We start from the raw sequence: 22,602 nt of genomic DNA on the forward strand, positions 1-22,602 counted from the left end.
TCCAACCTCATTATGAATCTCATATACGGATCACTCCCACGTCTTTTTCAAATTTTCAGCCCAGTCAACTCTATAATCACTGCGTTTATCATTCTAACAGAAAACCCTCCCATCCACGCAGCCTCCTCCTCCCAAAAACCATCGCCCACATGGCAACAACAACTCACGCGCGATATCCAACTTTCAATCTACCCTGATCAAACCTCTCTCCACGTCCAACTCCAGGGCGATCTACTCGACACCTCCCGTCCCCTTTCCATTCAAATCGCCATCGGCCACAAACAAGAAGGATCCGCAATCATAACTTATGCAAAAGATATCGAAGGTTCTACAACTTTTCTCTCATTCCGCGCCATCCGGCATTACAACGTTGTCGGCACTCCCCTCACCTTTCACCGCTACGTTAGAAGCTGGGAAAAGACACTATGGAGCGAACGTCAGCAGGCAGATGACATCTTTACCGCAAAATGGAATAACAACACCCTTCACATCCAAATCCCTCGCACCGACATCCCCGATCCACAAGCCATCCCCTTCGCACTTTGGATCAAAGACATGAGCGAAAACAATGGCTGGGGACGCCTCATCGCCTCCAGCGTTCCCCACACCCTTCCCACCAGTGGAGACGCCTATTTACCCCAACATCATCTCCTCAACCTATCAGCAAATTCCACCGATACCTTCGCCACCCTTCATCGCCGACACAATGCAAAAGAAGACCGCTTGCGCATCTACCAACTCCTCGTCCGCACCTTCAGCAACATCAACGAAACCCGCAAACCCAATGGCACCCTCAAAGAAAATGGCGTAGGAAAATTTAATGAAATAAACGACGCAGCCATCCAATCCCTGAAGCAAATGGGCTTCAACACCATCTGGCTCACCGGCGTCATCCAACAAGCCACCGCCACAGACTACTCCGAAATTGGGCAACCCGCAGACGATGTCGATCTCCTCAAAGGACTAGCAGGCAGCCCCTACGCAATCCGAGATTATTTCGATGTCTGCCCCGACTATGCACAGAACCCCAAGAACCGCCTAGAAGAATTCAAAGCCCTCGTGAACCGACTCCATCAACATGACATGAAAGCACTCATAGATTTCGTGCCCAACCACGTCGCACGCAGTTACTACTCAGACGTAGCACCCGAACACAACTTCGGCACCAAAGGCCGTGGCGGACAAGGCGATGACCGTTCAGTTTTTTTTGACCCCAACAACAACTTCTTCTACCTCGAACCCAATCAAGACGGTCCCCCTCTAAAACTACCCACTTGCGATCCCCCAAACGGAAACCCCATTTCACCCACCTGCAAAATTCCTGGCATAAAATGCGACGGTCTCTTTGAGGGAGAGATGGACCACGGCAAGGTCACCGGAAACAATCAAGCCACATGGCGTCCCGACCTCGGCTCATGGTATGAGACCATAAAACTCAACTACGGCTTTCACTTCCTCAAAACTGACATCCGCGAATATCCCCATGGCCAGCATCCCGACCGTCCTATCCCTGACACATGGCGTAAAATGGACGCCGTCATCGCGCATTGGCAAAAACTCGGTGTGGATGGTTTTCGCTGCGACATGGCACACATGGTCCCACCCGAATTCTGGCGTTGGCTCATCGATCGAGCAAGAGAGCGAAATCCTCACGTGATCTTCATTGCCGAAGCATACAACGATGACCCCGCCAAGGTTCCCTCCGGCAACCCCCTCGTAGCTTCTATGGGAAATGTTATGATCGACCTCCTCGAAGCCGGTTTCGACTCAGTCTATGACGATCCCACCTATGACAAAATCAAAGACATTTACGACCACGGCGCCTCCGCAAACGAGATCGAGCAAGCCATGAAACTCTCACAGCCCTATATCTTCCACAACTCACTCCGCTATGGTGAAAACCACGACGAGATCCGAATTGCTTCCCCAAAAGAGTGGGGAGGAGGCGGAATGAATGTTGGACGTTCAGCCTGTGGCATTCTCTATGGTCTTTCTTCAGCGCCACTAATGCTTTACCACGGCCAAGAGGTCGGTGAACCCGCCATCGGAGCCGAAGGATTTGGAGGTGACGATGGTCGCACAACGATATTCGACTATTGGTCAGTGCCTGAACTCGTAAAATGGGTCAATAACCACTCCTACGATGGAGGACTACTTTCACCCGAGCAAAAAGAATTACGCGCTTTTTATTCGCGTCTCATCACAATCGTAGCCCAAGCACCCTTCAAATCCGGCCATTATGTTTCCTTGCAAAACGCAAACCGTGAAAATCTCAAAGTCCACGGAAGTCAAGATATGGGCCGCTGGCTTTTCACCTATGCTCGCACCGATGGCCCACAAGGCAAGACGGTCATAGTCATCGCCAACCTCCACAAAGAAAATCCCTCCCAAGAAATCCCGCTCACCATCCCCCAAGAAGCCGCAGCAATCATGGGATTAAAAGAAACGACCATCGCGAAAGAAATTCTATCTACAAGCAGCGAAGATCCATTAACCCTAGAAATCAAAAAAGAAGGCGATCAATTCACACTTCTCATTCCACCAATCCCTCCCCTCACCCCTTACTTTATCGAGTTTAAACCCTAAACAAAGCAGCGCACATCGCAAATTCCTGTTGCTAGCTTCAATCTAGGATTTTATTATATATCATCGCCCGCCTCGGTAGCTCAACGGTAGAGCAGATGACTCTTAATCATTAGGTTCTAGGTTCGAATCCTAGCCGGGGCATTTTGTTTTTATGATAGGCGTGATCGATTATGGCATGGGCAATCTTCGCAGCGTAGAACAAGCCCTAGAATATCTCAAAACCCCACACAAAAAAATTTTAACTCCTGACGATCTCAACGATTGCCTAGGCCTCATTCTACCAGGAGTCGGAGCTTTCGGAGATTGCATGAATAATTTACAAAAAGCTGGCCTCATCTCAGCCATACACGAATGGGTCACCGCCGATCGGCCCTTTTTAGGAATCTGTCTAGGCTACCAAGCCCTATTCGAATCCAGCGAAGAATCCCCAGGTATTCCAGGATTAAAGCTCCTGCAGGGACGTGTTGTGCGATTCAAACTCTCCACTCTTAAAGTCCCTCACATGGGATGGAACACCATCACCATCACTAACCCTCACTCACCCATAGTCTATGGACTCAGAGAACAAGACTCCGTCTATTTCGTCCACAGCTACTACCCTGAAGGCCTTCTCGATGAGACGGTAATTCTTCATTGCACCTATGGTGTCACATTTGCAGCAGCTGCAGGCCACAAAAACTTGTTCGGCACCCAATTTCATCCTGAAAAAAGCCAACGAGTCGGCCTTAAAATCCTCGAAAACTTCATCCATCTTTCACATACTGCGCTTCACTCATGATTCTTTTCCCAGCTATAGATCTTCTCGGAGGTCGAGTCGTGCGGCTACAGCAAGGGAAACGCGACCGATGCACCGTTTATAACCAAGACCCTACCGATCAAGCGCTACGGTGGAAAAAAGCAGGAGCAAATTGGCTCCATATCGTCGACCTCGATGGTGCATTTACTGGTCAACTCTGCAATCTCCAGCACGTCCAAGCCATTGTCACCACCACAGGACTATCGGTGCAGCTCGGCGGAGGAATCAGATGCATGGAAGCTCTGGATCAAGTATTTGAAACTGGTGTTAAGCGCGCGATTCTTGGCACACGAGCAACAGAATCGTTGGACTTCGTTCAATCAGCAATCAAACGACACGGAGCTGAAAAAATCGTTGTCGGCATAGACGCTCGAGATGGATATGTCGCAATACAAGGATGGACCCAGATGAGCCGTTGGGATGCTATTGAATTCGCAAAAACACTAGCCCAAATTGGAGTTCAGACAATTATCTACACAGACATTTCAACAGATGGAATGTTCACAGGCCCCAACCTTTCAGCACTTAAAAAGTTAATAGATCAGACTCCACTCCAAATTATCGCCTCAGGCGGTATCGCCTCAATAGAAGACCTAAAGCGTCTACAGGGGCTTCAAGCTCTATATGGTGCAATTATCGGCAAAGCCCTCTACGAGCATAAAATCAATCTTTCTGAAGCTTTAGCATTAATCGCCTCTCCAGCATCTTTGGATGATCAAAATTAATTACGCTTCATTTCTGAACCCTGAACAACTCGAAGCTGTCTTTTCTCCTCCCTCCCCAGTGCTTGTAATTGCAGGTGCCGGAAGTGGAAAAACTCGGACATTAACTTATCGCGTAGCGTATCTGATCGAAAACGGAGTAGCCCCGCAAAATATCTTACTCATGACCTTCACCAACAAAGCTGCGCGTGAAATGCTCGAGCGCGTCGCAAACCTACTACCTCATGATATTACAGGCCTCTGGGGCGGCACATTTCACCATATCGCCAACCGGCTCCTTCGCCGTCACGCATCAATTCTGGGTTTGGACACACAATTCACAATACTCGACCGTGAAGATTGTAAGCAACTTATCCAGGCGACTCTCAAAGAATTAGGATGGGATAAAAAAGATACCCCCAAACCTGAACTGCTATTAGAACTACAAAGCCTGTCTCTCAATAAGTGCCTATCACTAGATCAACTGTTCCAGCGCGATTTCCCTCACCTAGAAAAGTTTTCAGGTGAAATCCAATCCATCCTCCGCGCCTATCAAAATAAAAAAAGAAAGCTTAATGCTGTAGACTATGATGACCTCCTCGTCTTAGCGCTCCAGTTGCTTCGGGAAAACTCAAAGATATGTGAACATTACCAGCTGGAGTTTCAGCATATCCTCGTAGATGAATATCAAGACACAAACAAGATCCAATCTGATTTCATTGACACTCTGGCTTCGGCTCACAAACAGCTGATGGTGGTCGGCGATGACGCTCAATCCATCTATTCATGGCGAGGGGCAAACTTCAAAAATATCCTGACTTTTCTCGAACGCTACCCGAATGCACGAAAAATAACCATTCACACGAATTACCGCAGCACACCACAAATACTAGCCGTAGCCAACGCTTCGATTGCCCACAATCGCTATCAATTCAAAAAAGAACTGCATTCTCATATACGCGATGGAGCCAAGCCCGTTCAAGTCGTAGCTCGTGATGGACGTGAGCAAGCCCTTTTTATTGCTCAGGCTCTACAGCATGCCCATGAACGAGGTCAACCATGGAGCGAAATGGCCGTTCTCTATCGATCTCACTTCCATGCAATGGAACTTCAGCTTGAGCTGACCCGAGCTCGAATCCCCTTTCAAATCACTAGCGGCCTACGTTTTTTTGAGCAGATGCACATCAAAGATGTAGCTGCTTTCCTGAAACTCGCTGTTAATCGCTCAGACGAGTTATCATTTCATCGCGTAGCTAAAATGATGCCAGGCATTGGTGAAAAGTCTGCTCGACGGATGTGGAAAAGCTTCGTAGAGGGTAAACCTCTTAATCAAATGCCCGCCACAGCGCGGTCAGCCACATCTCTTCAGCTCTGGCATGAATTGGACCTCGCTCTACAAAGCCCAGAGCTGAGGGATAAGCCCGCTGAGCAAATCAAATTGATTGTTGAGCGCTTTTACCGCGATTATATTCAATTACGGGAGGCCGATTACATGACGCGCCTCGAGGATCTCGTCCAGCTTCAATCTTTTGCTGAACAGTTCCAAAGCACAACAGAATTTCTAGCCCAGATGGCACTTCTTACGAACGGTGACGAAAATGCTGCGGGTTATAGTGATGACGGCCGTCGCGTTCGCCTCAGCACGATTCATCAAGCAAAAGGGCTTGAGTGGAACACAGTGTTTATCATCATGCTTTGTGACGGACTTTTCCCCTCCGCTAAAAGCCTTGAACAGCCGGAAACCCTCGAGGAGGAAAGAAGGCTCTTCTATGTTGCTATCACTCGCGCCCGTCGTGAGCTTTATTTAATTTACCCTATGATGAGAAGCATGGGCAGTAATCATTTTGAACTTTGGCAAAAACCATCCCGTTTTCTTGAAGAGATCCCTCCTCACTTGATTGAAACTATCACCTTGCGTCGCGCATGATCATCGTATTAGCAGGTGCTACTGCTGTCGGCAAAAGCGAGTTAGCCCTTGCTCTAGCACGGCGACTGGGGGCAACAATCCTTGTTGCTGACTCGATGCAGGTTTACAAGGACATGGACATAGGCACGGCAAAACCCACTCGTGAAGAGCAGGCTGAGATCCTACACGGTGGGCTTAATCTAGCTACACCCGAACAGCGCTTTTCAGTTGCCGATTACCTCAAGGCTGCAGCCGAGCATTTTAGGCATTTTTCGCATCGTGCACTGATCATCTGTGGAGGTAGCGGCCTTTATTTAAGAGCTCTAAGAGAAGGTATCGCCGAAGTCCCGCCCATCCCTTGCGAGATACTGAATAAGCTGCAAACCCTATCTCTTCAAGAATTGCAAGCCCTAATTCAAACTACAGATTCTAAAGTTGCAAAAAAAATTGACATAAAAAATCCACGCCGACTGATTCGTGCTTTAGCTGTAAAAATGGCGACTGGGCGTTCAATCCTCGAATGGCAAATGCAGCAACATAGTTCTCTGCTCAGTGATAAAAAAGCGCATTATTTTTGGATCCGCCGAAACGAAAAGGAAGAAATAGAGCGAATCCAAAATCGGATCGAGGAAATGTTTAAAAAAGGCTGGCTGGAAGAAGTCCGCCAACTACTTAAAAAATACGCACCAGAGAAAATTCTAAACCATGCAGCGATTGGCTACGGCCAGATAGCCAACTTTCTCCAAGATGAGTCAAGCCAGAAGCCTGATTTACAGAAGCTCAAAGAGAACATTTTCACTGAGACTCGGCAGTATCGTAAACGACAATACACTTGGTTTAAAAAAGAATTGTGTTGGCAAATCCTAAATGTATCGGGCTTAACAACAGACACTTTGGCCGATAAAATACTGCAAATGACCACAAGATCAGCTGACTGATGAAACTACATTCGACTATCCGTAAAACTGAAGTCGAGCGAGCTGTCTTAGTCGGCGTGCAACGAGATAAAGAGGCTTCATGGATTGAACGAGAATCGATGAAGGAGCTTGCTGCGCTGGTAAAAACAGCGGGAGGCGAAGTCATCGGTGAAGTCTTACAGCGTCTGCCTAATCCCACAGCACCCTACTACATTGGCAAGGGAAAAGTCGAGGAGGTTCGTGAACGTTGTATCCAGGGCCGTGCACACTCTGTAATTTTTGATGATGAGTTGACACCGGCTCAGGGAAGAAATCTTGAAAAGGCTCTTTCGAGGAAAGTTATTGATCGCACTCAGCTCATTCTAGATATCTTTGCTCAACGCGCACGAACGCGAGAAGGAAAGCTTCAGATTGAATTGGCTCAACTTAATTATCTCCTACCCCGTCTCACAAGGATGTGGACTCACTTATCACGCCAAAGCGGTGGAATTGGAACACGTGGCCCCGGCGAAACCCAATTAGAGGTTGATCGGCGTCGAGTGCAGGAACGAATCACTCGGCTTAAAGAGGATCTAGAAGAAGTTCGGCGCGTTCGAAATGTGCAACGTTCCGGACGGCTTCGCAGAAATGTTCCGATGGTAGCCCTAGTAGGCTACACCAATGCCGGAAAGTCCACGCTATTTAATTGGCTCGCTCAAGCCAATGTCTATGCTGCAGATCAACTCTTTGCGACATTGGATCCTACTACGCGTTTAGTTCAGCTTCCTAATAAACATAAGCTACTTTTATCAGACACTGTTGGCTTCATTCGCAAGTTGCCACACAAGTTGATCGAATCTTTCAAAGCAACTTTGGAAGAGGTCGTGAACGCAGATTTACTGCTGCATGTAGTCGATCTAAGCCATTCACATTTTGAGGAACAAATAGCCTCTGTAAAAGAAGTGCTCTGCGAAATCGGCGCGCATGATAAGACTCAGATTTTGGTTTTCAATAAGACCGATTGCGTAATGACAGCAGGGCTCATCGAGCGCGTGCTCATGGAGTATCCCAACAGCGTAGCCGTCTCAGCAATAAAACAGGAAGGACTAAACGCCTTGACAAATTGTCTAGCTCAACATCTAGTAAAATGGCGGCAACACGGATACTGGTTGATTCCGCAGAGCGAAGGCACAAGAATTGCAGAAATCTACGATCATGGCGAAGTCGTGCGTGTGGAATACATCGATGCGTCGGTTAAAATCGAGGGATACGTCCCTTGGTATCTCCATGGGAAATTGAAGCAGTGGAGCTTAAAGATAAACGAGTTGAATGAGAACAACTCATGAGTGAGAACCTGAAAATCGCTGAGATGGCCGTTGAAGAACGCCCGAGAGAACGACTCGCATCTCGAGGCCCTTCTGCCTTAAGTATTTCGGAACTTCTCGCTATTCTTCTACGCACCGGAGTGAAAGGAAAATCAGCCGTAAACGTCGGCGCACAATTATTAAGACAATACGGTAGTCTCGAACAGCTGAGTCGCGCCCCATGGCAAGAGCTCGCCGCTATTCGAGGCGTTGGCAAAACTAAGGCTATAACGTTGAAAGCTGCTTTCGAGCTAGCCGTGCGCCTTCGCCAAGATCGAAGCGAACCAATAATTTTAGATAATCCACAGAAAGTTTATGATTTTTTGAGCGATGAAATGCGCATGCTCGGTCGAGAAGAAGTTAAGGTCATTTTACTGAATACACGCCTTGCTTTCATGGGGATGGAACGAATCAACAATGGGACAGAGAACTCTTCGATAGTCGACTTGCGACATTTGCTCCGGGTAGTGCTTCTTCACGGCTACAAGAATTTCATGCTTGTGCACAATCATCCTTCAGGAGATCCACAGCCTTCATCTGCAGATATCAAGATTACAGGAGAACTTAAACGTTGTGCGGAAATTCTAAACCTAGCTTTTTTAGATCACATCATTATTGGCTCTACACACTCCCCAAGTGGGCTACCGTATTATAGTTTTCGAGAGGCGGGGAGATTATGACGCATATTGATTCGCAAGCCATCGTTTCTGAAAAGGCGATCCTAGGTCAAGATGTAAGGATCGAAGCAGGAGCTGTCGTAGAGGCAGGCGCTATCATCGGCGATCGATGCATTATCCGAAGCCATGCAGTGGTGACAGGTTCAGTGCAGATGGGCGAGGGTAATTTAATCGGATATGGGGCAATTATTGGAGCTGATCCACAGGATGTAAATTACCGTGGTGAAAATGCCTTGGTGAAAATTGGAGACAATAACGTCATCCGAGAGTATGTTACCATCCATCGAGGATCGAGAGATGGTGGGATAACGCAGATTGGTAGCCGCTGTTTTTTTATGGTTGGCGCGCACGTCGCACATGATTGTCATGTGGAAGATGAAGTAGTGCTCGTAAATCATGTATTACTTGCAGGCCACGTAAAAGTGGGGCGACGTGCCTTTTTAGGCGGTGCAGCAGTTGTGCATCAGCATGTTAGAATTGGACGTCTGGCTATCTTGCGCGGGAATATTGCTGTCGGCAAAGATGTGCCCCCGTTTGCTATGGCGGTCGGAACGAACGCAGTTTCGGGGCTGAATCGCGTAGGGCTGCGACGAGCGGGAATTTCGGAGCAAGTGCGACGAGAGTTGGAGAAGATATTTTTTATTTTATATCGTGAGGGATTAAACCGCGCGCAGGCGATAGAAAAAATCAAGGGGCTGGATTGGAAAAGCAGCGAGGCATTTGAATTTATCGAGTTTGTTGAGAAGACGCGGAGAGGAATTTGTCGTTTCTACAAAGGCGAGGATTTTATTGCTGAGTGAATTCAAGGAAGGATTGTTATTGTTGTGCCTGGAGTGATATTTTTGAATTCCGAGGCAGCGCTTCCTTGATGAACGGTAAGCTCAAGTAAGTTTTGATTGTTGAATACGAGAGCAAACCGTCCGACTGGAACGTCTCGGTAATCTTTGACCAGAGGAGCTGAGATAGATTTTTTACCTATATCCACACGAAGCATGGAGTCCTGGATGAGGATCGGAGAGAAGTCTTTAGGAACATTGGTGATCAGATTGCCATAGCTATCGATATGGAGGATCTTTGCAGTAATTGTTTGGGCGATAGAGGAAGGACGCTCAATATGTTTTTTAGAGATATCGCGGGTTGGTGTGCCGAGTTTCTCAGGTGGGATACCAGAGGCCAACTTTCCTGTTACCGAGGCGTAGATTTCTCTGTAGGGGTAGGTGTTGCTAATCTGCTGGGCGTGGTGTTCAGTAACGTTCAACCGCCATGCTTGTTCTAGACCTTCTCTTTCTAGGACTAGAGTGATAAGGCTGTTATCGGGCACGATGTAAAATTTATTTTTTTTAGTCTTGACAAGAAGAGGCGGATGTTCGGCACGGATTGCTGTATTCAAAATCGCCAAAATGATAGAGCCTTGGGGTAGATTATAAGCAATCTGATCTAGAATTACGGCATTTTGGGAGAGGCTATTTTGAGAGGAGGTGCGGATCAAATCTTGGATGCGAACTTCAGGTTGGATGCTGAGTATCTGTCCGCAAATTTCAGCGACATAGGGTTCGTAGATCGGAAATTCTGTGATTAGGAAAACCTGAGGTGATCGCGGAGAAGTCTTTGAAGAGTCGAACTTACACCCTGGGAGAAAGAGAGGAACAAGAGATATGATCAAGCTGGCGAGTATTGCATTCTTCCCTTTCATGGGAGAGTGCACATCGTGATTAGTTCTTTTTTCGCTCAGCAAGCTCTCGTAGAGCTGCTTTTCGGCTGAGTTTTATTTTCCCTCTGTCATCAATGCCGATACATTTTACCCAGGTCTCATCTCCTACTTTGAGGACATCTTCGACACGCTCAACTCGAGCATCGGAGAGTTCAGAAATATGCACTAGCCCATCACGGCCAGATTTAACTTCGACAAAAGCACCAAATTCTCTAATACCTGTCACTTTGCCGCGATACAGCTTTCCCACTACGACCTCTCCGCAAAGGTCTTCAATGATATTGAGGGCTTGAGCTAGGCTTTGAGCATTGTTGCTATAGATTCTGACGGTGCCATCGTCTTCGATGCTGATTTGCGCACCAGTCTCAGTCGTAATGCCTTTTATGGTTTTACCGCCTGGACCGATCAGAAGCCCGATTTTTTCCGGGTCGATTTTGATGGTTTCGATTCGCGGTGCGTACGGAGAAAGTGTAGCTCGTGGTGCAGCAATGATTTTCTCCATGTAGCTTAGAATCGTTTGTCTTGACGCAGAAGCTCTGCGAACAGCCTCTTGCAGGAGGGAGACAGGAATGCCGGGAAGTTTAAGGTCGAGTTGAAAACCTGTGACGCCTTTGCGAGTGCCGCATAGCTTGAAGTCCATATCACCAAAATGGTCTTCTGAACCGATGATGTCATCGAGTAATATATATCGGAGGAGTTGCCCATTTTCGTTGTATTCGGTGACTAATCCCACTGATATGCCGGCAACCGGTGCGATAATGGGAACCCCAGCATCCATCAGGGCTAGTGTGCCACCACAGACCGAGGCCATTGATGTTGAGCCGTTTGATTCTAGGACTTCCGATGTTACGCGAATAGCGTATGGAAATTTATCTTGCGGCGGAATAACCGGCAGTAAGGAACGTTCCGCAAGCGCTCCGTGGCCGACTTCGCGCCGGTTGAGCCCGCCAACGCGTCCGGTTTCTCCAACAGAAAATGGCGGGAAATGATAATGAAAGATAAAGCGCTTGGTTCTTTCTCCCCCAGTGTAGGCATCAATTTCCTGGGCGTCGTCGAGTGAACCTAATGTCGCCATGCATATTGCTTGTGTTTCTCCCCGAGAGAAAAGCGCTGAGCCATGAGTGCGGGGGAAAAGGCCATGCTCAGCATAAAGTGGGCGGATTTCATTTGGCGAACGGCCATCACAGCGTCTTCCGAAATCAAGTATAGATCGGCGAAAAGCTTTCTTTTGGAGATGATCAAAGGCGGAGTTAATCTCAAAATCTGTTGCTCCGGGATATTGCTTCAGAATAGCAGCTCGCACCTCGTCCTTCAGCGCATCTGTAGCATTTTGACGTTGAATCTTACTTGGCTGATAGATGGCTTCTTCAATTCGATCTGCAGCGACTTGATATGCGATCTCTAAAAGATTCTCTGAAACGGTAAAAAGCGGGAGGTTTCGCTTGGGCTTGCCTACGCGAGCAGCAAATTCTTTCTGAGCATGAATAAGTGGTTGGATCTGCGCTTGAGCAAAACTGAGTGCTGCAGCAAAATCCTCATCCGGCAGTTGACTCGCTGATCCTTCGATCATCAACACGTGGTTTTCTGTTCCGACATACACCAGATCGAGATCACTTAAGGCACGCTCCTCGTGAGATGGATTGATAATGTATTGTCCCTTGACGCGCCCCAGTCGTATCGCGCCGATGGGCCCCTGAAAAGGAATATCCGAGATCATAAGTGCCGCTGAAGCCCCATTGATGCTCAGGATATCTGCATCGTTTTCACCATCAGCCGAAAGAAGTGTCGTAATTATCTGTGTCTCATAAAGATAGCCTTTAGGAAAAAGGGGTCGCAAAGGTCTATCCGTCATCCGACAAGTCAAAATTTCTTTTTCAGATGGACGCCCTTCACGCTTGAAATAGCCCCCTGGAAACCGCCCGACAGCCGCCGCTTTCTCGCGATATTCAACGGTCAAAGGAAAAAAATCTTGTCCTTCTTTGATAGTAGTGGCCGATACAGCTGTAACTAATACCATCGTTTCCGCATAAGAAACGGTGACTGCACCGTCGGCTAACTTCGCGAGCTTTCCTGTTTCAATAGTAATTGGGTGACGGCCGATGTTAATTGTGATTTTATGTGAAGTAAACATAGACATCATGGATGAACTAAACCTGCAGCAGTTCGCTCTGCTGAGAGCTGGTAGTAGGTAGAACAGTGCCTACTATTCTAGCACCCCCTTTGAATTTTATTAACTTTGCTGCAACGTCAGGCAACACTATTTTCTCAACCCTAAAGATTTGATGATAGACTCATACCGTTGTCTATCCTGTCGCTGCAGGTATGCGAGAAGCTTACGTCGGCGATTAACCATACCGATGAGACCTCGTCGAGAGCTGTGATCTTTCTTATTGTTCTGTAAATGCTCAGTGAGTCTGGAAATACGGTGTGTTAATAAAGCAATTTGCACATCAGCTGAACCAGTATCTGTCTCGTGAATCCGATATTGCTTTATCACTGAGTTTTTAGTGTTTTTGTCCATAACTATCGCGATATGTTGCCTGCAAACTGAAATTTATCAAGGCATTAATTGTTTCCTTGGAATAAAATTGCCAATATCATCTGAGGTTCTTCCTAAATCCTCTCTACATTTATGAATAATTCCCAAGTCCCGCTAGGCCTTCATGATTTTTCTATACCGTTTCATTTCATCGGAATCTGTGGCACTGCAATGGGCGCTGTCGCTGCCATGCTCAAGCGCCAAGGCTACAAGGTCACCGGAAGTGATGAACAGATCTATCCCCCCATGTCGACATTTTTAGAAAACGAAGGAATCTCAGTGCAAAAAGGATATCGTCCAGAAAATTTACCCGGCGATCCGAGCTCTATCATCATCGTCGGCAACACCATTAAACGTGGCAACCCTGAAATCGAGGCCGTTTTAAATCAAAAGCGTTTTTATATTTCTCTTCCTGAAGCCCTCAAGACCTATTTTCTGCGCGGAAAGCGTAATGTTGTAATCACTGGCACGCACGGCAAAACTACAACTACTTCAATCACCGCATGGTTACTAGAGTCTGCCCAGCTTCATCCATCATTTTTGATCGGAGGCATACCTGAAAACTTCGGACTCGGATGCCGTCATGTCCAAAGTGATTTTTGGATACTCGAAGGCGATGAGTATGACACAGCCTTTTTTGATAAACGAAGCAAATTTATCCACTACCTACCAGAAATTGTGGTGATCAACAATATCGAGTTCGATCATGCCGACATCTATGAAAACCTAGATGCAATCAAGCTCTCGTTTCGTCGCTTGATGAACATTATCCCGCAGAACGGCCTCGTTATATACAACGCTGATGATACTCATGCCTGTGAAGTCGCCTCTACAGCATTAGCCAAGAAGATCGGTGTATCTATGCGTAAAAACAGCGGCGTACAGAACATCTCCGACATACAACTTCATCCACAATACAGCGCCTTCACTTATCTGAATCAACGCTTTACCTTGCCTATGGCCGGTGAAATCAACATACGCAATGCAGCGATGGCGATCACCGTCGCACAACATCTTGGGATTCCCCTCCACCAAATAGCCATCGCTCTACGAGAATTCAAAGGCGTCCGCAGAAGACAACAACATCGCGGTGAAGTAAACGGTATCCACGTCATTGATGATTTTGGTCATCACCCCACAGCCATCCGTGAGACGATTCGAGCCATACGTCAACAATACCCCAGATCCCGAATTTGGGCTATTTTTGAACCACGCAGCAACACTACACGTCGTGCAGTTTTTCAAAACATACTACCCGATGCCCTCGCCACAGCCGACGCTGTCATTGTCGCTCAGGTCGCAGCATTACAACAAATCCCCGAAAATGAAAGGCTCAATCCCGAACGCGTCGTCAAAGATATTCAGGCCAAGGGAGTGCCAGCCTACTACGAACCACACGTCGATGCTATCATTCAACGAGTCCTTAGCACGGCACAAGTAAACGACGTCTTGCTTATATTAAGCAACGGCGGATTTGATCAGATACACGATAAACTCCTACATGCATTGGCTGAGAAGAAATCCTGAGCACGACCTTTGGTCACGCTTCATAAAATCGGACTTCGCTCGGTCATCGCAACAACTTTTGCGCTAGGCTTTTTTTAAAAAATCGCTACAACCTCCCCGATGTCCGAGGTGGAGCTAATCGGTCCAGTAGTCATCCGTAGCCCAAACTGGCTTGGCGATTCAATCATGTCCATGCCAGCTATTCGCAATGTCCGAAAAAAGTTTCCTCAAATTAAATTAACCGTCGCCACCCCCGACAAGCTCGTAGACCTATGGAAACTTTGCCCCTTCATCGATGAAGTCATCTCTATACCGACGCCAGCAAAAATTTTTCAGGTAGCCCAAATTTACAAGGCCCATCGCTTTGCAACCGCGATACTTCTCCCTCAATCCCTTCGTGTAGCACTAGAAGCACGCTTAGCAGGCATTCCACAAATCATCGGTTATCAAGGGCATTTCCGATCCCTACTTCTCCATGTAGCAATCCCCGAACCATCCCTCAACTGGCATCGTAGGCATCATCAATTTTACTATCATGATTTAGTCAAGCACCTAGGTGTAGAGGAAAACTTAGAATTTCCAGAATTAGATATTCCGGAAGCTAACGAAGTCTTAAATCAAATTGTGATTTGCCCCGGGGCGGAGTATGGTCCAGCCAAGCGCTGGCCTGCTGAAAAATATGGTATCTTAGCTCAAATGCTCAAAGAGCTAATAGACACAAACATAGTGATCCTTGGCACTCCTCAAGATCGTCCACTTGGAGAAATTATTCGCAAATATGTGCCCGATGCTCAAAATCGTTGCGGTGAGACTTCGTTGTATGAATTTATGCACGAAGTCGCACGTTCTCGTCTTGTAGTGTGTAACGACAGCGGGGCCATGCACGTTGCCTCTTTGCTCGGTGTTCCTACGGTGGCAATCTTTGGCTCTACAGATCCTGAACACACCAAACCTCTAGGCAGCCGTGTGCGGATCGTTCATAAACACGTCCCTTGCAGCCCTTGTTTTTTGAAGGAATGCCCTATCGATTTTGCATGTATGAATCAAATTGAACCGGACGATATTATCCAGGCCCTGCAAGAGTAGTTGCTCAAATCAAGCTACAAAGCCACTTTAAGTTTTCTCGGTCCTCATCCATCTCTGATCCCTTTGGTGTCTCCAAAACCATCGGTAAATCCAACCATCGCTCGTCGTGGACCAAAGCTTTAAACCCCTCTTTTCCGATATAACCTTTTCCCAAATGCTGATGCCGATCTTTTCTAGATCCCAACGGAGCGGAAGAATCGTTTAGATGCCATGCGGCAATTCGTTCACGGGGCAAGATAGACTCAAGTTCCTGCATTACTCGATCATAACCCTTCGCATTACTAATATCATACCCTGCCGCAAAAATGTGGGCTGTATCAATACAAAACAAAATCCGCTCCTTATGCTTGATGATGGAATAGATACTCGCCAGCTCCTCAAAGCTAGCCCCAAGACAATGGCCCTGCCCAGCCGTAGTCTCCAAAGCAATTTTTACACTTGTTCGGCATGTCTCTGATAATGCTTCATTTAAAGCCTCAGCACAGCGCTTGATTCCCCATTCTATCCCCTTTCCTCCATGCGAGCCTGGATGTAACACTAAAAATGGGATCTGCAAAACTGCTGCTCGTTGAATCTCTTCTACAAGAGAAGCTATAGAGCGCTGCCAAAGCTCTTCCTGAGGGCTCGCGCAATTAATAAGATAACCAGTATGGCCGAAGAGACTCAAATCTTTTAATTCTAACCGGGCTTGCTCAAACGCCCTCAAATCAGACTCAGGGATACTTTTATTAAACCACTGGTGATTATTCTTAACAAATATCTGAGCAGCACGAAAGCCCATCCGTTTGATTCTGCTCATTGCTTCTCCAAATCCTCCGGCAATAGAAGTATGGGCGCCAAATAGACGAGGATATTTTGGCTTGTGTATTGGGCTCATCCAGAATCAGTGATTAATCCGTTAACTTCGGTTTCCAAACTGGATTTTTCAGCGATCCGGACCCGTTATATTCAAAGATCTTGCTTACCGGAAAAAGAAAAACCCCTGCCAAGCCTTTCATATTTGCTCGCATGTTAAGATCTAGATTGTCACGAATGAAATCATATTGACCATTCCCTATCAGAGAAAAGAGAGTGCTACTGATCGTGAGATTTTCCGTTCGTATCGCGCCATCGTTGATTTTGAAATCAGCTTCAGCTCGATCAGCGCGCGCAAAGCCGAAGCTAGGAATAAATGTGCCGAGTATGGAAGAGAGTCCTCCCAAAAAAGGGATTGACAAGATGTATCCCTCACGGATGTTGACCTTCCCCTGACCTAAGAAACTCCGTAGATTTCCTATCCCACCACGCATCTCAAGCTTCACTTCAAGCTTCCCAGTCGATTCTTTGTAATCAAACAAGTGCACAAAAGCGCTTTTGACATCCGCCTCGTTCAATGTCAGGCTTAAGTTAAAAGGTGGATGTGCTTCAGAAACCAATTCCGATGAAAACACACCTACCAGTTTTCCCCCATACATTCCACTTTTACGCAAATCTACAGTCAGAGTCCTATCTTTAATTTTGATTTGGCCTTGCGGTTTCTCAAAACGAAACGTCTTTTTCAACAAATCATATTCCATGTTTCCATCCGCAATTACTTCGATTGTGAGATCAGTCTCAAGCTTTTTCTTTCGATCATCTAGGTCCACCACACCATCTATCTTCAATGCAGGAGGTGAATCAAAACGATAAGGTACAACATATGAGACGAACTTCTCACCTATAGCTGGCGCGACCTCCGGAATGATCACATTCGAGTGCATATTTTCCAGCGACACCTTACGGCGTTTGAAATCATAGACAAATGCGCCAGTAATTCGTCCCTCAGGACGTTCAACAATCAAACGATCAACCCTTAGCACTCCAGCTTGATAAACATAATCGCCTGAAATCTGTTTCAAATTGACGCCTTTGTATGACAAATCCACTGATGATGCTTTACCTTCGATTTTATAAGCCCCGTCGGCAAGTTTTTCTCCATCCAATCGCGCCTGAATCTCAGGGCCTTCCGACATAAAACGCAAGGACTGTAAAAAAAGGTCGAGTGCTCTACCTCCGAATCCAATCAAGATCCGCGGATCGACTGTTGAATGAGCACGACCACGGACTAAAGATGGCTCACGACTACTAAAGAAATCTACACGCAAGATTCCCCTTTCCGTTTCAATAAAAGCTTCGGGAACAAGCCAACGATTCCCATCGAAGCCTAGCGGTAAAAAAAGGCGCCGACACTGCACCTCGTTATATTGAAAATCACGCCAATCTATGTCGGTTTGAATGTTGTATTGCAATTTCTCATTTGCCCAGCTCCCAAAGATCCTAGCGTTAACAACTGGTAACTCATTAAATTTTAGCCGTCTCACACTTTCTCCCCAACGGCCTCGAATCGAACTACCAAGTGTCGAAAAATCCATATTTGAACTCAGCGCCGCATAAAATTCGCGCTTCCCACCATCCACTTTTGCAGAAATCATGATACCACCGCGATCCATCTCGAGCTCGAAGACATCTAGAGACAGCAGGCGGTTGCGGTAGCTTCCCGTCGCATGAATTCGACGCACCTCAGCCTCTCGCCAGTTAAATCTCTCCCCATTCAATGAAAATGAAACTTTTGCTTCCTCAGGGTTACGCGTGGAGACTTCAAACTGTGTTTCGACATGGCAAAACGGCGATTGTTTCACTTCCTCAAGCCATCTCACCACACGCTCCCAAGGAGCTTCTTGAGCGCTGATACTTTCTCTACTCTCCCCCCCTCTGACTGACAGAGCCTCCAATCCCGACGGCAAACCATTAAGACGAATGCTGCCTTGAAACTCAACCGCAGCATTCAAAAAACGCGCACCAGCATATAGCACTTCCATCCTGTCCGCAAAAAATTCAACAGTAGCGTTGACCTCTGTAAGTCTTAAAAGTTTATTCCCCACTGGAATGAAAATTCGCGCGTTAGCCACTGAGGCACGCTCAAATAAAGATTTACCCCGCAACCATGCAAGCCAAGCCACATCGAGGTGCGCACGATCGACTTCAAGCCAAAGTTGAGTTTTTTCTGGGTCCTTATATAAACGCAATCCCCACGCTCCGATGCCTCCCCCCAGATCAAGCTTAAGTTGTTTCATTTCTACAATCAGCCCCCGCTCTTTGAGTTCACTCAGAAGAATGTCTTGTATCCCGCGAGGAAGTCCCCAAACGACCATGTATCCATAAATCGCCAAGACACCACATCCACTCAACCCGCTCATCCACCTGATCAAGCGAGACAACATTTCTTTCATGGGTGAGTTTTTTACATCAGAAAGTAGTTGCGATGAAGAAGCCTTAACAGCAAATTTTCTTTTCCAGTAACGTTGGGATTTGCGATTGAAGAGCCTGTTGTGCGTGTTATATACTAGACATATGCCAAACGCCCACTCTATCAGCAAAGGACAGGCCATTAAGTTTAATGGAGACATCTACATGGTTTTGGAAACGCAACATCGCACCCCAGGTAACTTGCGTGCATTCGTGCAAATGACCCTTCGCAACCTTCGCACAGGTAAATCCATGGTTCAACGATTTGGTTCAAACGATACACTTGAAGTAGTGCCCCTCACACGGGCCAAGTATGAATTCAGCTATAAAGACGGTTCCGGCTACAACTTCATCAACCCTGAAACCTACGAAAGCATCACGCTTTCTGAGGATTTTGTCGCAAAAGTAAAAGATTACCTCACCGAAAACCAAGCCGTAGATATCATCTTCACTGATGAGAAACCAGTGGACATCGAGTTGCCCCCGACAGTCGTTTTGACAGTCACACAATCGCCAGAAGGAGTCCGAGGCGATTCAGCCAATAACGTAATGAAAACAGCCACTCTTGAGACCGGCTTGCAAGTGCAAGTCCCCCTGTTCATCAAAGAGGGTGAAAAAGTAAAAATTAGCACTGCTGACGGTAAATACTTAAGCCGCGCATAATCCCTAGCGCCACTCGTGCTTAGGATACACCCTTTGAAGCTCGGCCTTGATCTTCGGGTAATGTTCCCGCCAGAAAGTCTCAAGATCGTCAGTTACCTGAATCGGACGAAAATTTGGAGCTTGTATCTCAAACACCACACGTTGCCCTGCAATTAAAATTCTATCTTTCAGGTCATACAAGTCCTGAATTCGAGCAGTGACCCGTGGAGGTTTTCCTTCACTATAGCGCAACTTGAGACGTTTGCCATTTTGCGTGAGCAACTCCCGAGGAGCCAATCTCTCGAGACAATCCGCCTCAGAAGCGCTCAGCCACTCGCTCAGCAATGGAGTAACAGGTTTATTCTTGATTTCCTTGTAGCTGACAGCGCCATGACAAAACATCTTTAGAAGACTCTTTCTAGCCTCTGAATCTATGGGTTTTAGACCAAGTTCAGGCATCTGTCGTGCCAGCCAGTTTAAGCGAGCAATCCATTGCTCCACAGAGTCATCCCAGTGTTTTAAGATTAGTGAACCATCGAGGATTTTTTCGGCCAGCAGAGTCGCAGCCTCATCCAGCGGCACATCCTCTAAGATTTTTTCAGAGAGAACTAGATCATGATAATAACAGACCTCCTTAGCCACTACTCGCCTGAGCGTTTCATCGTATAAACACTGCTGTTCCGTTCGTAAGGCATGCGGAAACTCTTCCATCAAAGCCTCCACTGTTACAGCAGTCGCAAAGCTAAGGATTGTCATAACTTCCCCTCCTTTTCGCTGGTTGATCTCGCGAATTTCTGATGCCACAAAGAGCCATGAACGCACTACGCTAAGTCGCGACAATTCGCCGGATCGTTGATGCACCAGACGACAACGTAAAGTCCCTTGATCTCGCCTCTGAGCTACGTTATCGGGAAACCCCACCAAAATACATCTCAGGATCGACTCGGAATCAGCCGATTCGCTCTCGACTTCGATCCCTAGTGATCGAGCAATATCTAATAATTGAATTTGTATACGCGTCACTTCGCGCGCTGCGTTTGAATTGATCCCGTATCGAGAACAGATTTGCGGCTCAAACTGATGCTCCTGCGCGACACGTAAAGCCCTGAGCGCAACAAACCAATCTGATCTATCTTCTCCCTCCTTAAGAATCTCTTCTTGTTTCTCTCGATCCCGGCCTTGGACGCGTTGAAGAACCGGTTTCCCTTGAGCTAAGGCTATGATGTTGAGAATCGGTCGCACGCATCTTTTTGTCTCAGCCGAGATAAGCATCCTTGAAAATCTTGGATGCACTGGGAAGGCTGCCATTCTGCGGCCTAAGGCAGTAATTTGGCCTTTATCATCTACAGCACCTAGATCGTAGAGTAATTGCATCCTCTTCTTCACCGATTCTGTTTTCGGACTCTCATACCATGAAAATGCCTCCACGTCTTGAATTCCCTGAGAGGCGAGAAATAAAAGAGACTCTGCTAAATCCACACGATGGATCTCTGGCAGTTCATATTGTGGGCGAGAGCGATGCTCGGATTCCGTCCAAAGTCGCAAGCATCTTCCAGGCGCAACCCGACCTGCACGCCCAGCGCGCTGATCTGCTGAAGCTTGTGCGATCGATTCAATAAGCAATGTGTTGATCCCCCTTGTAGGATCGTATTTAGCTTTTCTGGCTAATCCTGAATCAATCACGAGACGAATATCCTCTACCGTGATCGAAGTCTCAGCCACATTTGTCGCGACAATCACTTTCCGCTGGGGATAACGACGGATAGCGGCGTCTTGCTCGTCAGGGTGGAGCTCACCATGCAAAGGCAAGAGAACGAACTCTCGGCTGGAGAGGCGTCGATGCAGTGCGTGTAGGGTGCGTTGAACATCAAAGACAGTCGGCATAAAAATTAAGAGACCTCCATCTTTTTCTTCATTGAGCAATCGCTCGGCTTCCTCGGCTGTTAAATCGGCTAGCGAATAGTTCATCGAAGAAACAAACGGCTTTGAAAGATATTCAATTCTGACTGGAAAGATGCGTCCTTGTGATCGCAATACGAGCGCCTGCGGTAGATAAGCTTCGAGTGCCGTTGTTGAAAGGGTTGCAGACATGACAATCAGCCGAAGGTCAGGGCGAGTGGTAGTTTTAAGACGTCTAGCCAAGGCTAAGGCAAGGTCGGTCTCTATATAGCGTTCATGAAATTCATCGAAGATAATCGCTACGCATTCACTCAGCGTGGGGTCTTCTTTGATTTTCCTAAGGAAAACGCCTTCTGTGAGAAAAAGAATTTGCGTATGCGATGCTGCGTTCGATTCAAATCGGATTTGATAGCCGACTCGATCACCGAGCGATGATTGCATTTCCTCCGCCACGCGCTTGGCTAGAAGGCGCGCTGCAATCCTACGCGGCTGCAGAACGTAGATTTTGTCTGCAAACCGGTTCGTTTGCTTCTGAAGCGCTTGAGCTAACCATTGAGGAACTTGCGTGGATTTACCGGAGCCTGTTGGAGATTGAAGAATGATTGAATAGCCAGCCTGATAAGCCTTTTGAAAAGCATCATGAAGCTCATATATCGGCAAACTATTATTCACCTTCTTCAGCAATTATCTTAGGCCCTCTTGAAAAAGTGTTGCTGGCTGCGCGGATCAAAATGATCGCGCAAAGTATCACCCAAAAAATTTATCACGCACAAAGTAGAAGCAAGTGTGATCGCAGGGATGAAGAGAAGCCAGGTATTCATGTGCACCGGGTTTATCATCAATGCCCCTTCGGATAGCAATGTTCCCAAACTTGCGCCAGGCGGCTCCACACCCAGCCCCAAAAAGCTCAGGAAAGATTCTTCCAGCATCACGGTAGGAATAGTCAACGTCAAATAGACCAGCACAATCCCCCTCACCTGTGGTAGAATATGTTTCCACAAGATAGCAAAATGATTTTGGCCGAGCGCC

The 22,602-nt window shown here is 47.1% G+C and carries 18 protein-coding genes and 1 tRNA gene; 12 read left to right on the plus strand and 7 right to left on the minus strand.

What is annotated here, in order from left to right:
• Positions 1-12: 12 nt before the first annotated feature.
• The 9 genes from NZM04_03210 (at position 13) to lpxA (ending at position 9,726) form a co-directional block, all read left to right on the plus strand.
• The gene (locus tag NZM04_03210; GenBank protein ID MCS7063049.1) at positions 13-2,586 is read left to right on the plus strand and encodes an alpha-amylase family glycosyl hydrolase; all 2,574 of its coding nucleotides are present in this window, start codon (positions 13-15) and stop codon (positions 2,584-2,586) included.
• 69 nt (positions 2,587-2,655) lie between these two features.
• Positions 2,656-2,727 (plus strand) — tRNA-Lys (locus NZM04_03215).
• A gap of 10 nt (positions 2,728-2,737) precedes the next feature.
• Positions 2,738-3,364 (plus strand): imidazole glycerol phosphate synthase subunit HisH, encoded by a 627-nt coding sequence (hisH, locus tag NZM04_03220; protein ID MCS7063050.1) that lies wholly within the window; start codon positions 2,738-2,740, stop codon positions 3,362-3,364.
• Positions 3,361-4,107 (plus strand): 1-(5-phosphoribosyl)-5-[(5-phosphoribosylamino)methylideneamino]imidazole-4-carboxamide isomerase, encoded by a 747-nt coding sequence (hisA, locus tag NZM04_03225; GenBank protein ID MCS7063051.1) that lies wholly within the window; start codon positions 3,361-3,363, stop codon positions 4,105-4,107. The genes hisH and hisA overlap by 4 nt, the downstream gene beginning before the upstream one ends.
• Complete coding sequence (locus NZM04_03230) at positions 4,094-6,010, plus strand: UvrD-helicase domain-containing protein (GenBank protein MCS7063052.1); 1,917 nt, start codon at positions 4,094-4,096, stop codon at positions 6,008-6,010. Before hisA ends, NZM04_03230 begins: the two co-directional genes overlap by 14 nt.
• Entirely contained in the window at positions 6,007-6,927 is a 921-nt protein-coding gene (gene miaA, locus NZM04_03235; protein ID MCS7063053.1) for a tRNA (adenosine(37)-N6)-dimethylallyltransferase MiaA, read from the plus strand. Before NZM04_03230 ends, miaA begins: the two co-directional genes overlap by 4 nt.
• Positions 6,927-8,231: a GTPase HflX gene (gene hflX, locus NZM04_03240; GenBank protein MCS7063054.1), complete on the plus strand. Its 1,305-nt coding sequence runs from the start codon at positions 6,927-6,929 to the stop codon at positions 8,229-8,231. The genes miaA and hflX overlap by 1 nt, the downstream gene beginning before the upstream one ends.
• Complete coding sequence (gene radC / locus NZM04_03245) at positions 8,228-8,929, plus strand: DNA repair protein RadC (protein MCS7063055.1); 702 nt, start codon at positions 8,228-8,230, stop codon at positions 8,927-8,929. The genes hflX and radC overlap by 4 nt, the downstream gene beginning before the upstream one ends.
• Positions 8,926-9,726 carry an acyl-ACP--UDP-N-acetylglucosamine O-acyltransferase gene (gene lpxA / locus NZM04_03250; protein MCS7063056.1) on the plus strand — a complete coding sequence of 267 codons (801 nt, stop codon included), beginning with the start codon at positions 8,926-8,928 and terminating at the stop codon, positions 9,724-9,726. The genes radC and lpxA overlap by 4 nt, the downstream gene beginning before the upstream one ends.
• 2 nt (positions 9,727-9,728) lie before the next feature.
• Here lpxA and NZM04_03255 read toward each other — a convergent pair whose 3' ends face one another.
• From NZM04_03255 to rpsO, 3 genes are all read right to left on the minus strand, one after another.
• Positions 9,729-10,619 (minus strand): SAM-dependent chlorinase/fluorinase, encoded by an 891-nt coding sequence (locus NZM04_03255; GenBank protein MCS7063057.1) that lies wholly within the window; start codon positions 10,617-10,619, stop codon positions 9,729-9,731.
• Positions 10,620-10,638: 19 nt separating this feature from the next.
• Positions 10,639-12,768: a polyribonucleotide nucleotidyltransferase gene (locus NZM04_03260; GenBank protein MCS7063058.1), complete on the minus strand. Its 2,130-nt coding sequence runs from the start codon at positions 12,766-12,768 to the stop codon at positions 10,639-10,641.
• A 126-nt stretch (positions 12,769-12,894) separates the two neighbouring features.
• Positions 12,895-13,158: a 30S ribosomal protein S15 gene (gene rpsO / locus NZM04_03265; GenBank protein ID MCS7063059.1), complete on the minus strand. Its 264-nt coding sequence runs from the start codon at positions 13,156-13,158 to the stop codon at positions 12,895-12,897.
• Between the two features lie 111 nt (positions 13,159-13,269).
• On the opposite strand from rpsO, the gene mpl reads away from it, so the two are divergent.
• Positions 13,270-14,703 carry a UDP-N-acetylmuramate:L-alanyl-gamma-D-glutamyl-meso-diaminopimelate ligase gene (gene mpl, locus NZM04_03270; protein MCS7063060.1) on the plus strand — a complete coding sequence of 478 codons (1,434 nt, stop codon included), beginning with the start codon at positions 13,270-13,272 and terminating at the stop codon, positions 14,701-14,703.
• Positions 14,704-14,802: 99 nt separating this feature from the next.
• Positions 14,803-15,768, plus strand: coding sequence for a lipopolysaccharide heptosyltransferase II (gene waaF, locus NZM04_03275; GenBank protein ID MCS7063061.1), 966 nt, complete (start codon positions 14,803-14,805; stop codon positions 15,766-15,768).
• Between the two features lie 4 nt (positions 15,769-15,772).
• Here waaF and NZM04_03280 read toward each other — a convergent pair whose 3' ends face one another.
• Entirely contained in the window at positions 15,773-16,645 is an 873-nt protein-coding gene (locus tag NZM04_03280) for a deoxyribonuclease IV (protein ID MCS7063062.1), read from the minus strand.
• Between the two features lie 13 nt (positions 16,646-16,658).
• The gene (locus tag NZM04_03285; GenBank protein ID MCS7063063.1) at positions 16,659-19,016 is read right to left on the minus strand and encodes an AsmA-like C-terminal region-containing protein; all 2,358 of its coding nucleotides are present in this window, start codon (positions 19,014-19,016) and stop codon (positions 16,659-16,661) included.
• Positions 19,017-19,137: 121 nt separating this feature from the next.
• Between NZM04_03285 and efp the strand changes: the two genes are divergently transcribed.
• Entirely contained in the window at positions 19,138-19,695 is a 558-nt protein-coding gene (gene efp / locus NZM04_03290) for an elongation factor P (GenBank protein MCS7063064.1), read from the plus strand.
• 3 nt (positions 19,696-19,698) lie between these two features.
• On the opposite strand, the gene hrpB is transcribed toward efp, so the two are convergent.
• Both hrpB and NZM04_03300 read right to left on the minus strand, forming a co-directional pair.
• Entirely contained in the window at positions 19,699-22,233 is a 2,535-nt protein-coding gene (gene hrpB / locus NZM04_03295; GenBank protein MCS7063065.1) for an ATP-dependent helicase HrpB, read from the minus strand.
• A 29-nt stretch (positions 22,234-22,262) separates the two neighbouring features.
• A partial coding sequence (locus NZM04_03300; GenBank protein ID MCS7063066.1) for an ABC transporter permease subunit occupies positions 22,263-22,602 on the minus strand: 340 nt, incomplete at its 5' end.

The organism is Candidatus Methylacidiphilales bacterium, assembly GCA_025056655.1.
In the GTDB taxonomy this organism is placed as follows: domain Bacteria; phylum Verrucomicrobiota; class Verrucomicrobiia; order Methylacidiphilales; family JANWVL01; genus JANWVL01.

Coding starts and splice junctions, on each gene's coding strand:
- hflX (MCS7063054.1), top strand. CDS start 6,927: ATGAAACTACATTCGACTATCCGTAAAACTGAAGTCGAGCGAGCTGTC.
- NZM04_03230 (MCS7063052.1), top strand. CDS start 4,094: ATGATCAAAATTAATTACGCTTCATTTCTGAACCCTGAACAACTCGAA.
- lpxA (MCS7063056.1), top strand. CDS start 8,926: ATGACGCATATTGATTCGCAAGCCATCGTTTCTGAAAAGGCGATCCTA.
- rpsO (MCS7063059.1), bottom strand. CDS start 13,158: ATGGACAAAAACACTAAAAACTCAGTGATAAAGCAATATCGGATTCAC.
- NZM04_03260 (MCS7063058.1), bottom strand. CDS start 12,768: ATGTTTACTTCACATAAAATCACAATTAACATCGGCCGTCACCCAATT.
- waaF (MCS7063061.1), top strand. CDS start 14,803: ATGTCCGAGGTGGAGCTAATCGGTCCAGTAGTCATCCGTAGCCCAAAC.
- NZM04_03255 (MCS7063057.1), bottom strand. CDS start 10,619: ATGAAAGGGAAGAATGCAATACTCGCCAGCTTGATCATATCTCTTGTT.
- hisA (MCS7063051.1), top strand. CDS start 3,361: ATGATTCTTTTCCCAGCTATAGATCTTCTCGGAGGTCGAGTCGTGCGG.
- NZM04_03210 (MCS7063049.1), top strand. CDS start 13: ATGAATCTCATATACGGATCACTCCCACGTCTTTTTCAAATTTTCAGC.
- efp (MCS7063064.1), top strand. CDS start 19,138: ATGCCAAACGCCCACTCTATCAGCAAAGGACAGGCCATTAAGTTTAAT.
- hisH (MCS7063050.1), top strand. CDS start 2,738: ATGATAGGCGTGATCGATTATGGCATGGGCAATCTTCGCAGCGTAGAA.
- NZM04_03285 (MCS7063063.1), bottom strand. CDS start 19,016: ATGAAAGAAATGTTGTCTCGCTTGATCAGGTGGATGAGCGGGTTGAGT.
- NZM04_03280 (MCS7063062.1), bottom strand. CDS start 16,645: ATGAGCCCAATACACAAGCCAAAATATCCTCGTCTATTTGGCGCCCAT.
- radC (MCS7063055.1), top strand. CDS start 8,228: ATGAGTGAGAACCTGAAAATCGCTGAGATGGCCGTTGAAGAACGCCCG.
- miaA (MCS7063053.1), top strand. CDS start 6,007: ATGATCATCGTATTAGCAGGTGCTACTGCTGTCGGCAAAAGCGAGTTA.
- mpl (MCS7063060.1), top strand. CDS start 13,270: ATGAATAATTCCCAAGTCCCGCTAGGCCTTCATGATTTTTCTATACCG.